This is a genomic window from Flavobacterium sp. (assembly GCF_046317795.1).
Lineage (GTDB): Bacteria > Bacteroidota > Bacteroidia > Flavobacteriales > Flavobacteriaceae > Flavobacterium.
On the sequence record NZ_JBKCVI010000061.1, the window covers coordinates 1 to 12,296 of the forward strand.

Consider the following 12,296-nt stretch of genomic DNA (forward strand, 5'->3'; position numbering starts at 1 on the left):
AGTTGAAGTTGAATATTTTATTGCGTTATGCAAGAATGATTTACCTCAATTAAAAGGTGTAAATAAAAGTGTTTTTGATTCACTTAGAAATATCTACATCAACTTTACTACGGAAGATGCTTTGTTGATTAAAGAGACCGAGAAAACTACCAACCACGATGTAAAAGCGGTGGAATATTTTATTAAAGATAAATTTGATGGACTTGGTTTAAGCGAGTTCAAAGAATTCATCCATTTTGGTTTGACATCTCAAGATATTAATAATACAGCGATACCTCTTTCAACCAAAGAAGCTTTTGAACAAGTGTATTTGCCAAGTTTGATTGGATTAATTGCTAAGTTAAAAGAGTTAAGTGTTGAATGGAAGGACATTCCAATGTTAGCTAGAACTCACGGTCAACCAGCTTCACCAACAAGATTGGGAAAAGAAATTTTGGTTTTTGTGGAGCGTTTGGAAGAACAAATGCGATTGTTATTCAATATTCCTTTTGCTGCTAAATTCGGAGGAGCAACTGGAAATTTCAACGCACATCACGTGGCGTATCCCAATGTAGATTGGAAACAATTCGGAACTACTTTCGTTGAAAATACGCTTGGGTTACAACATTCCTTTCCAACCACACAAATAGAACATTACGATCATTTTGCTGCTTTTTTTGATGCCTTAAAAAGAATTAATACCATCATCATTGATTTAGACAGAGATATTTGGACGTATGTTTCGATGGAGTACTTCAAACAAAAAATTAAAGCAGGTGAAATTGGTTCATCGGCTATGCCACACAAAGTAAATCCAATTGATTTTGAAAACTCGGAAGGAAATTTGGGTATTGCCAATGCCATTTTTGAACATCTTTCGGCCAAACTACCAGTTTCAAGATTGCAACGTGACTTAACGGATAGTACTGTTTTGAGAAATATTGGCGTGCCTTTTGGTCACACACTGATTGCTTTTGATTCTACCTTAAAAGGTTTGAATAAATTATTATTAAATGAACCAAAAATTGCTGAAGACTTAGAAAAAAACTGGGCTGTGGTAGCTGAAGCCATTCAAACAATTTTACGTCGTGAAGGGTATCCAAATCCTTATGAAGCTTTGAAAGGATTGACACGAACCAATTCAGTTATTAATAAAGAAGCCATTCATGATTTTATCGGAACTCTAAATGTTTCTAATGAAGTCAAAGTAGAGTTAATGCAGATTACACCTAGTAATTATCTAGGAATTTAATTATTTATTCAAAAATGCTATCTCGAATAATTCGGAGCTTCTTTAGTAATTGTAACATTATGCGGATGACTTTCTCCAATTCCGCTTTGTGTAATACGAACAAATCGCCCAGTTTCCTGTAATGTAGGAATATCTTTTGCACCGCAATAACCCATTCCAGCTCTTAATCCACCGATAAATTGCTGCATACTTTCGTTCAATTCTCCTTTATAAGGAACACGACCAACAATTCCTTCTGGGACAAGCTTTTTAATATCGTCTTCCACATCTTGAAAATAGCGATCTTTTGAGCCGTCTTCCATAGCTTCTATAGAACCCATTCCACGATAGGATTTGAATTTTCTGCCTTCAAAAATGATGGTTTCTCCCGGGGATTCTTTTGTTCCAGCTAATAATGAACCAAGCATCACACAATCTGCTCCTGCAGCAATCGCTTTTGGAATATCTCCTGTATACCGAATTCCACCATCAGCAATTACTGGAACTCCAGTTCCACGTATCGCAGCAGCTACTTCTAAAACGGCTGAAAATTGGGGAAATCCAACGCCAGCTACAACTCTAGTTGTACAAATTGAACCAGGACCAATGCCGACTTTTACGCCATCGGCACCATTTTCTACTAAATATAAAGCGGCTTCGGCAGTAGCAATATTACCAACGATTACATCCAAGTTTGGAAATTTTGCTTTAACGATTTTTAAAACATCAACTACACCTTTAGTATGTCCGTGAGCGGTATCAATAATTACAGCATCAACTCCAGCATTTACAAGTGCTGTTGCTCTTTCCAAGGCATCGGCAGTTACTCCGAGCGCAGCAGCAACGCGCAAACGACCAAATTTATCTTTGTTGGCAACTGGCTTTTGAGCCAATTTTGTAATATCTCTAAACGTGATTAATCCAACTAGTTTATAATTGGCATCGACTACAGGTAATTTTTCAATTTTATTTTGTTGCAAAATTCCTTCGGCTTCTTGCAAAGTAGTTCCTTCGGCAGCAGTAACTAAATGTTCAGAGGTCATCACTTCTAGTATAGAACGAGAATTGATTTTTTCAAAACGCAAATCTCTATTGGTTACAATACCTTTTAATGTTCCGTTCTCATTAACTACAGGAATTCCGCCTATTCCATGTTCTTTCATCAAAATTTTAGCATCGCCAACAGTGGAGTTCAAAGGCAATGTTACAGGGTCGATAATCATTCCAGCTTCTGCACGTTTTACTTTTCTAACTTTTGCAGCTTGTTGCTCAATAGTCATGTTTTTATGCAGAACACCAATTCCACCTTCTTGTGCCATGGCAATTGCCATCGAACTTTCGGTAACAGTATCCATCGCTGCAGAAACAACGGGAACATTCAACGAAATATTTCTTGATATTTTCGATTGGATATTTACTTCCCGCGGTAAAACTTCGGAATAATTTGGGATTAATAGTACATCGTCATAGGTTAAACCTTCTCCAACGATTTTTGAAGTGTGTGCTTTCATTGCAATTTGTCGTTTATGCTGAACTTGGATCAGTATTGTAGTTAAATTGCGAACAAATATAATTAAAAGTTGGAAGTTAGAAGTTGGAAGTTGGAAGTTTTTTATAAATGTGAATTAGAACTCTTTAAAAACATTGCAAATCCAATAAAAATTACTAACTTAGTAAAACTTCTTAACTTCTTTATATGACTAATGTTAAAACAACTTTTAAAGGACTTACAAATAATGAAGTTATTACCTCGCGGATAGAGAATGGCTCAAATTCTTTGGAATATCATAAGAAAAATCATTTTTTAATTTCACTTTTTGCAATGGCAAAAGAACCTATGTTTTTACTTTTGGTCATTGCCGCTAGTATCTATTACATTACAGGTGATTATGGAGATGGAATTTTTATGACTCTTGCTATTTTTCTTGTCGCGGGTATTTCTCTTTTTCAAGAAGCCAGGAGTAGAAATGCCATTGAAACTTTAAAAAAATTATCCCAACCCAAAAGTAAAGTCATTCGCAATAGCGAAATAATTGAAATACCAAGTGAAGAAATTGTGATTGGCGATTTCATTCAAGTAGAAGAAGGAACTTTTATTCCTGCTGATTCTGTGATAATTCAATCCAATGATTTTTCGGTAAATGAAGCTATTTTGACTGGCGAATCCTTATCTGTTTTTAAAAGTGAAACTACAGAAGAAAAACAAGTGTTTCAAGGAACTATTGTAGCCACTGGATTAGCAATTTGTCAAGTTACAGCGATTGGCAATACAACCAATATGGGTAAAATTGGCAAAAGTTTAGAAGAAATAGTGGAAGAAAAAACACCTTTACAGATTCAAATTACCAATTTTGTAAAGATAATGTCAATCATTGGATTGGTGATTTTTGGATTTGTTTGGGCTGTGAATTTTTATCATTCGAAAAGTGTTTTAGATAGTTTATTAAAAGCATTAACTATTGCCATGAGCGTAATTCCAGAGGAAATTCCAGTAGCTTTTACCACATTTATGGCGCTTGGTGCATGGCGTTTAATGAAAATGGGAATTATTACCAAGCAAACCAAAACAGTGGAAACGCTCGGTAGTGCAACAGTAATTTGCACCGACAAAACGGGAACTATTACTGAGAATAAAATGAGTTTGGCGCAACTATATCTATTTAATTCAAATACAATTGTTAACACCGATGAAAAATTAAATTCAGAAGCCGAAGATGTTTTGAGTTATGCAATGTGGTCAAGCGAACCTATTCCGTTTGACGCTATGGAAATCGCAATTCATGAAGCGTATACACAATTAGAACGGGTTGATGAAAGACCTAATTATAAGTTGGTTCACGAATATCCATTAGGAGGAAAACCTCCTATGATGACACACATTTTTGAAAATTCTAAAGGAGAAAAAATCATAGCTTCCAAAGGTGCACCAGAAGCATTAATTGAAGTTAGTAACTTATCTGAAAAAGATAAAAAGCAGATTATAGTTGCAATGGAAACCATGGCAGCAGAAGGTTATCGTGTTTTAGGTATTGGAGTAACTGATTTTTCTGGAAAAGATTTTCCTAAAACACAGCAGGAGTTTAAGTTTCATTTTAAAGGATTAGTTGCCTTTTATGATCCACCGAAAGCTAATATTCAAGAGGTTTTTGAGAAATTTTATAAAGCCGGAATCCAAGTAAAAATTGTCACAGGTGATAATGCCGCCACAACTGCTACTATTGCGAAACAAATTGGTTTCAAAGACGCTGATAAAGTCTTGAATGGTGACGAATTAATGGCAATGGACGAAGCTATTTTAAAAGCTAAAGTCATGGAAACCACCATTTTTACCAGAATGTTTCCCGAAGCCAAACTTAAAATTATCCAAGCACTGAAAGACAACAACCAAATTGTAGCGATGACTGGCGATGGTGTAAATGATGGTCCAGCATTAAAATCGGCTCATATTGGAATTGCTATGGGCAAAAAAGGGACTGAAATTGCCAAACAAGCCGCTAATTTAATTTTAATCGACGATGATTTTAGTAAAATGCTTGACGCCATTGCGATGGGAAGAAAGATTTATATCAATCTCAAGAAAGCCATTCAATATATTATTTCTATTCACATTCCCATTATTCTCATTGTTTTTATTCCATTGGCTTTAGGATGGATTTATCCAAACATTTTTACTCCTGTTCATATCATTTTTTTAGAAATAATTATGGGTCCAACATGTTCTATTATTTATGAAAATGAACCAATGGAACGAAACTTAATGTTGCAAAAACCAAGACCGTTAACATCCACTTTTTTTAATTTAAAAGAAATAACGATGAGTATAATTCAAGGTTTGGTAATTACCTTAGGATTGCTTTTTATATATCAATATTGTGTTCAAAACGGAAGTACTGAAGCAGTAACCCGAACAACTATTTTCTTAACTTTAATTGCCTCAAATATCTTTTTAACATTGACCAATCGTTCTTTGTACTATTCTGTTTTCACAACTATTCGATACAAAAACAATCTTGTTCCAATGATAATTGGTGTAACCATTTTAATGACAAGTTTGTTATTATTTGTTCCAATGTTTACCCGTTTTTTCCTTTTTGAAAAGGTATCGTTAGTTCAACTTGGTTTGAGTATTATGGTTGGATTTACTTCAGTTCTGTGGATTGAAATTTATAAGATTTTTAAAAGAAAAAATTAATGATATTCCTTGAAAATTTTTGAAGCTTCATTATAAGCACTTTCAAAACTCATTGGACTGATACTGGTGTTTTCTTTTTGGGCTGTAAAATAGGAGACGAGTTTTTCTGTTGGCATATTACCCGTTAAATCATCTTTTGCCATTGGGCAACCGCCAAAACCTTGAATAGCTCCGTCATACCGACGGCAACCCGCTTTATACGCCGCATCAATCTTTTCATGCCATTTATCTGGAGTGGTATGCAAATGGGCACCAAATTCAATTTGAGGGTATTTTGGAATTAAATGGGAAAACAAATAATCAATTACATCTGGTGTTGAACTACCAATAGTATCGGATAGCGAAAGAATTTTTACACCCATAGTTGCTAATCGTTCCGTCCATTCGCCAACGATTTCGATGTTCCACGGATCTCCATACGGATTGCCAAAACCCATAGAAAGATAAGCAACCACCTCTTTATTTGATGCATCGGCAATATCTAAAATCTCTTGGAGTGTTACTAAACTTTCTGCAATAGTTTTGTGCGTATTTCGCATTTGAAAATTCTCAGAAATAGAAAACGGAAAACCTAAAAATTGAATTTCCTTGTGAACAGAAGCCAACTGTGCGCCTTGAGTATTGGCAATAATAGCTAATAATTTACTTTGTGTTTGCGATAAATCCAATTGAGCCAAAACTTCGGCTGTGTCCTGCATTTGCGGAATGGCTTTTGGCGAAACAAAACTCCCAAAATCAATAGTATCAAAACCCACTCGAAGAAGTGACTGAATATAATCAACTTTTTTTTGAGTAGGAATAAAGTCTCTGATGCCTTGCATGGCATCTCGTGGACATTCTATGATTTTGATGTTTTTCATAAACAGTTTCAAAGATAGTAAAACTTATTTTCTATCGAAACTATCATTAATCTTAATTTATTACACTTTTTGGTAATAATACAAAATATTACACATTTTGGTAATAATTATAAATATTACGTTTTTTGGTAATAATTATTGGTTTATTAAAAATGTTTATTACTTTTGATCTATGATTGTGATACTTACAGGAGATATTATCAACTCAAGAAAGGTTCCTTCCAAGAAATGGATGGATGACTTAAAAACTATATTTCAATCAATTGGGAAATCACCAAATGATTGGGAAATATATCGTGGTGATGAATTTCAATTGGAAATCAAAACATTAGAAGACGCATTGGCAGTTGCTTTCCAAATTAAAGCATTTTTTAAATCTATAAATTTAGATGTTCGAATGAGTTTGGGTCTAGGTGATAAAACCTATAAAGCAAGAAAAATAACAGAAAGTAACGGAAGTGCTTTTATTCGTTCTGGTGAAACATTTGAAACTTTAAAAAAGCAAAAATTAAATTTAGCTATCAATTCTGGAAACGCCGACTTTGATGAAGACTTGAATTTAATGTTAAAATTGACACTATCTTTTATGGACAATTGGCTGCAACAATCGGCTGAATTTGTGCTTGTTGCGATTCAAAACCCAACGCTTTCGCAAGAAGAGATTGGAGTAAAATTGGGCATCAACCAAGCAGCAGTAAGCCGTAGGCAAAAACGTTCCAATTATGATTTATTACTTCAGGTAGATAATTATTTTAGAAAAAAAATCAAAACATTTGATGTATGATTGTGTTTGTAAAATTACTTTTGGCACACCTAATAGGTGATTTTATATTGCAACCAACTTCATGGGTAATTGATAAAGAAACGAATAAATACCGTAGCATTTACTTATACTTACACACATTTTTACATTTTATTTTAGCTTGGGTTTTGGTTGGCAAATTAGAGTTTGTTTGGTTTGCAACTGGCTTAGCAGTTTCACATGGTTTTATTGATTTTTTGAAATTGAATTTCCAAACCTCAGAAACAAAACGCATTTGGTTTTCTGTAGATCAAATTTTACATTTTTTAGTTATTGTAGCCATTACATTGATTTATAGCAACAATCAAATAGACTTAAAGTTTTTTGGAAATCATTTTTGGATCGTGTTTACAGGTTTTATTTTATTAACAAAACCGACTTCGATAATCATCAAAAACATCATTTCTATATGGACACCCGAGAGTAAAACCGATGATGACTCGTTACAAAATGCCGGAAATTATATAGGAATTTTAGAACGTCTTTTTGTGTTTTGTTTTATTTTGATGGGACATTTCGATGCGATAGGGTTTTTATTGGCCGCGAAATCAATTTTTAGATTTGGAGATTTAAAAGAAGCTAAAGACAGAAAATTGACTGAATATGTATTAATTGGAACATTATTAAGTTTCGGAATTGCTTTGTTAATTGGGCTTTTGGTTAAAATAAGTATTGGATTTTCTTTTTAGAATTTCTTTATTTATTTTCGTTACCAAACTTGGACCTTCATAAATAAATCCGGTGTATAATTGTATCAAACTTGCACCAGCTTCTAATTTTTCTAGTGCATCTTCAGCCGAATGAATACCACCAACACCAATAATTGGAAAAGCTTTATTACTTTGTTCCGAAAGAAATCGAATCACTTCTGTAGCCCTTTTAGTCAAGGGTTTTCCTGATAAACCGCCAGTTTCTGTTTTATTTTTGGATTGTAAACCATCTCTTGAAATTGTTGTATTGGTGGCAATAACACCTGCTATCTTAGTTTCGTTTATAATCGTTATAATATCCATTAATTGTTCATCAGTCAAGTCAGGAGCAATTTTTAACAATATTGGTTTTGGAATTTGTTTTTTGGAATTTGAATCTTGCAAATCTCTTAAGAGATTTGTTAAAGGTTTTTTTTCTTGAAGTTCTCTTAGATTTGGTGTGTTCGGTGAGCTAACATTTACCACAAAATAGTCGACATAATCGAATAAGGCATCAAAGCAAGTTAAGTAATCATCGATAGCATTTTCATTAGAAGTAATTTTGTTTTTTCCAATATTCCCACCAATTAGAATTCCATTATTTTTCTTTAATCGTAAAACAGCTTCGTCAACACCACCATTATTGAACCCCATTCTATTGATGATTGCGCTGTCTTCTTTCAAACGAAATAAACGTTTTTTTGGATTTCCTTCTTGGGCTTTAGGCGTTATTGTTCCAATTTCTATAAATCCGAAACCAAAGTTGGAAAGTTCTTTATAGCACTTGGCATCTTTATCAAAACCAGCAGCCAATCCTACCGGATTTTTAAATTTAAGCCCAAAAACTTCTCGCTCCAATCGAGAATCTTTTACCTCATAAATCGATTTTACTATAGATGGAACAAAAGGAATTTTGGATATAAATTTGATAAAACTAAAAGAAAAGTAATGCACTTCTTCGGGATCAAACCAAAATAAAATAGGACGAATGAGTAATTTGTACATGAGTTGTTGTGTTGTACTGCAAAAATAGAAATTCAAATTCAATTTTCATTTTTTAATCCGTAAATTAAATACTAATTTAGCCAATCAATAGTTGCAAAATGATATCAGAAAAACAGTTTCAAACAGAACTCGATTTAATAATACAAAATGGAATTAGGGAAGATATTGGACCAGGTGATTTTAGTTCATTGGCATGTATTCCCGATTCTGCAAAAGGAAAAGCCAAACTTTTAGTAAAAGATACTGGTATTATTGCCGGAGTTGCTTTTGCTCGTATGATTTTTGAAAATGTAGATCCAACTTTGGAAGTGGAAACTTTTATTGAAGATGGAGCAGTAGTAAAACATGGTGATGTGGTTTTTCATGTTTCTGGCAGTTCACAATCAATTTTGAAAGCAGAGCGACTGGTACTGAATTCGATGCAACGAATGTCTGCCATTGCCACAAAAACGAATCAATTTGTAAAACTTTTAGAAGGAACAAAAACCAAAATATTGGACACGCGCAAAACCACACCCGGATTTCGGGCTTGTGAAAAATGGGCAGTAAAAATTGGTGGTGGCGAAAACCATCGTTTTGCTTTGTATGATATGATTATGATCAAAGACAATCACAATGATTTTGCCGGTGGAATTTCTCAAGCAATTACTAAAACCAAAGCATTTTTGAAACATAACAATCTCGATTTAAAAATAATTGTTGAAGCCAGAAATCTTGACGAAATCAAAGAAATACTAAACAATGATGGCGTTTACAGAATTTTGATTGATAATTTTAACTTTGAAGATACTCGAAAAGCGGTTGCGTTAATAGGGGATAAGTGCTTAACCGAAAGTTCGGGAAATATTAATGAAAAAACCATTCGTTTGTATGCGGAATGTGGAGTTGATTATATTTCCTCTGGAGCATTAACACATTCAGTTTATAATATGGATTTGAGTTTAAAAGCTTTTTAAAGTTATATGAGTGTAGAAATTGAAGAAAGATTAAATCGCATACCTATTGTAAAGCAACTTGTTTTTTTACTAAAAAAAATAAAATTGCCTTGGCTTCACGGTTTGTCTTTGTATGAATTGCTTGAATTGTATGCTATAGGAATTATTGAAGGCGCTATTTCTTATCGAGCTGCTGCAATTGCCTTTAGTTTTTTTATGGCATTATTTCCTTTTGCACTTTTTATACTCAATTTAATTCCGTTTATTCCTATTGAAGGATTTCAAGATGATTTTCTAGGTTTTGTTCAGCAGAATGTACCACCAACAACCTATGAGGCAATTTTTAAAATCATTAACGATATTTTGCATAATAGTCATAGTGGCTTACTTTCTACTGGGTTTTTAATGGCAATTTTTTTAATGACAAACGGAGTAAATGCTATCCTTGGCGGATTAGAAAGTTCCCACCATATAACTTTGAAACGAACGTTTATTAGGCAATATCTTATTTCATTAGCATTATCAATTATTCTGTCTTTCGTCTTATTAATTACTGTTGCTGCGATTGTTATTTTTGAAGTATTAATTCAAAAAACTAAAATTCAAGATGTCTTATCAGATAAAATACCTTTGATAGAAATGGGAAGGTATAGTTTCGTTATTCTAATGATTTTAATAGCCACATCTTTGTTGTTTAAATTTGGAGTTAAAAGAGAAAAAAACAGAGCATTTATATCGATTGGTTCCGTATTTACAACAATATTAATTATTATTTCTTCCTATTTCTTTGGGATTTGGGTGGTTAAATTTTCAAAATACAATGAAATTTATGGATCAATCGGAACTTTATTGGTAATCATGTTTTATATTTGGATTAATTGTATGATATTGCTTTTAGGATTTGACTTAAATGCTTCCATTCAACACATAAAAAGAGAAAAACAAAAAGAACTTGATATACTATGAAACTAAAAACACTTTATATTTTTATATTCTTCATAAGCCAAATTAGTTTTTCACAAACTATTCTTGGAAAATGGAAAACGATTGACGACGAAACTGGAAAAGAAAAAAGCATAGTCGATATTTTTGAAAAACAAGGTAAAGTATACGGCAAAATTATTGAAATTTTAGAAGCGGAAAATAGGCATCGCAAATGTGAAAAATGTGAAGGAGAAGATAAAAACAAACAAATTTTAGGTTTGATTATAATTAAAGGGTTAAAAAAAAGTGGTGATGTTTATGATGGTGGAAAAATTACAGATCCAAAAAACGGCAAATCATATAATTGTAAAATTTCTATGGAAGGGAAAGATAAAATAATAGTTCGCGGTTATATTGGAATTTCTCTTTTTGGAAGGTCACAGACCTGGATTAGACAAAAATAATTACTAAAAAATGAATTATTTCATTGAAGTTGTCATTCCGCTCTCACTTCCTAAAACGTTTACGTATAGGGTTTCAGAAGCTGAATATTTTTTCATAAAAAGAGGAATGAGGATTGCAGTTCCTTTTGGTAAAAACAAAATCTACTCAGCGCTTGTAATCGATTTACATCAAAATGCACCAACACTATACGAAGCGAAAGAAATCCATCAAATTCTAGATGAAAAACCCATTGTTAACGAATTTCAAATCAATCATTGGTTTTGGATCGCGTCTTATTATATGTGTAACATTGGCGATGTGTATCGTAGTGCTTTACCATCGGCATTACTTTTAGAAAGTGAAACAATTATCTCGCAGCGAAAAGAAACTATTGTTGATGAAACGCAACTTTCGGATGATGAGTTTTTGATATATGAAGCATTGCAACACCAGAGTTCGTTAAAGGTTCAAAACATTATTGATATTCTAAACAAGAAAACAGTTTTACCGGTCATTCAAAAACTGCTTAATAAAAATATCATTTCACTCGAAGAAGAAATTCAAGAGGAATACAAACCCAAACTCATTCGCTATATTCGATTGCACGAAAATTATTTAGCAGAAAGTAACTTAATTGAGCTGCTAAATAATTTAAAATCTGAAAAAAGAAAAAATATTGTGCTTCAATATTTCCAATTACAAGCACAAGACACCAGCAATAGCGAACTGGCGAAGCAAAAGAAACCAATTTCGGTAAAGCAATTAACGGAAACCGCAAAAGCATCCAGTGCAATTATTAAAGCTTTAGTCAATAACAAAATCTTTGAAGAATATTACATTCAAGAAGACAGAGTAAATTTTGATAAAAATAAACGCGACAATGAACTTTTACTGAGTGATTCGCAACAAATTGCTTTTGATGAAATTGTAAAATCATTTTCTACAAAAGAGGTTTGTTTGCTTCATGGTGTAACTTCGAGCGGTAAGACTGAAATCTATACTAAACTAATTGAAAATTATATCACTCAAGGAAAACAGGTTTTGTATTTATTGCCCGAAATTGCTTTGACAACCCAATTGGTTTATCGTTTGACGCAATTTTTTGGGAATAAAGTGGCTGTTTTTCATTCTAAATACAACAATAACGAGAGAGTGGAAGTTTGGAATCAAGTGTTAAATATTTCCGAAAAAGCACAAGTGGTAATAGGAGCAAGGTCGGCTTTGTTTTTACCTTT

At 33.0% G+C, this 12,296-nt stretch carries 11 protein-coding genes; 8 read left to right on the forward strand and 3 right to left on the reverse strand.

The annotated features are described in order from the left end of the window. A partial coding sequence (purB, locus tag ACK5ON_RS03730; RefSeq protein WP_409820006.1) for an adenylosuccinate lyase occupies positions 1 to 1,231 on the forward strand: 1,231 nt, incomplete at its 5' end. A 17-nt stretch (positions 1,232 to 1,248) separates the two neighbouring features. Here the strand turns inward: purB and guaB are convergent. Beyond that, entirely contained in the window at positions 1,249 to 2,721 is a 1,473-nt protein-coding gene (guaB, locus tag ACK5ON_RS03735) for an IMP dehydrogenase (RefSeq protein ID WP_409820008.1), read from the reverse strand. A gap of 185 nt (positions 2,722 to 2,906) precedes the next feature. Between guaB and ACK5ON_RS03740 the strand changes: the two genes are divergently transcribed. Then, entirely contained in the window at positions 2,907 to 5,402 is a 2,496-nt protein-coding gene (locus ACK5ON_RS03740) for a cation-translocating P-type ATPase (RefSeq protein ID WP_409820010.1), read from the forward strand. Here ACK5ON_RS03740 and ACK5ON_RS03745 read toward each other — a convergent pair. Continuing rightward, complete coding sequence (locus ACK5ON_RS03745) at positions 5,399 to 6,262, reverse strand: hydroxymethylglutaryl-CoA lyase (RefSeq protein ID WP_409820012.1); 864 nt, start codon at positions 6,260 to 6,262, stop codon at positions 5,399 to 5,401. The two genes, ACK5ON_RS03740 and ACK5ON_RS03745, sit on opposite strands and share 4 nt — an antisense overlap. A 172-nt stretch (positions 6,263 to 6,434) precedes the next feature. Here ACK5ON_RS03745 and ACK5ON_RS03750 point away from each other — a divergent pair, with 172 nt between their 5' ends. Both ACK5ON_RS03750 and ACK5ON_RS03755 read left to right on the forward strand, forming a co-directional pair. Continuing rightward, the gene (locus ACK5ON_RS03750; protein WP_396174520.1) at positions 6,435 to 7,046 is read left to right on the forward strand and encodes a SatD family protein; all 612 of its coding nucleotides are present in this window, start codon (positions 6,435 to 6,437) and stop codon (positions 7,044 to 7,046) included. Continuing rightward, positions 7,043 to 7,753 (forward strand): DUF3307 domain-containing protein, encoded by a 711-nt coding sequence (locus ACK5ON_RS03755; RefSeq protein WP_396174521.1) that lies wholly within the window; start codon positions 7,043 to 7,045, stop codon positions 7,751 to 7,753. The genes ACK5ON_RS03750 and ACK5ON_RS03755 overlap by 4 nt, the downstream gene beginning before the upstream one ends. Here the strand turns inward: ACK5ON_RS03755 and ACK5ON_RS03760 are convergent. Then, positions 7,709 to 8,758 (reverse strand): quinone-dependent dihydroorotate dehydrogenase, encoded by a 1,050-nt coding sequence (locus ACK5ON_RS03760; protein WP_409820014.1) that lies wholly within the window; start codon positions 8,756 to 8,758, stop codon positions 7,709 to 7,711. The two genes, ACK5ON_RS03755 and ACK5ON_RS03760, sit on opposite strands and share 45 nt — an antisense overlap. Before the next feature lie 98 nt (positions 8,759 to 8,856). Here ACK5ON_RS03760 and nadC point away from each other — a divergent pair, with 98 nt between their 5' ends. The 4 genes from nadC to ACK5ON_RS03780 all read left to right on the forward strand — a co-directional run. Then, entirely contained in the window at positions 8,857 to 9,714 is an 858-nt protein-coding gene (gene nadC, locus ACK5ON_RS03765) for a carboxylating nicotinate-nucleotide diphosphorylase (protein ID WP_409820016.1), read from the forward strand. Between the two features lie 6 nt (positions 9,715 to 9,720). Continuing rightward, positions 9,721 to 10,659, forward strand: coding sequence for a YihY/virulence factor BrkB family protein (locus ACK5ON_RS03770; protein ID WP_396174527.1), 939 nt, complete (start codon positions 9,721 to 9,723; stop codon positions 10,657 to 10,659). After that, positions 10,656 to 11,081, forward strand: coding sequence for a DUF2147 domain-containing protein (locus ACK5ON_RS03775; protein WP_396174528.1), 426 nt, complete (start codon positions 10,656 to 10,658; stop codon positions 11,079 to 11,081). The genes ACK5ON_RS03770 and ACK5ON_RS03775 overlap by 4 nt, the downstream gene beginning before the upstream one ends. Before the next feature lie 10 nt (positions 11,082 to 11,091). After that, on the forward strand, positions 11,092 to 12,296 hold a 1,205-nt coding region (locus tag ACK5ON_RS03780; RefSeq protein ID WP_409820018.1), incomplete at its 3' end, for a DEAD/DEAH box helicase.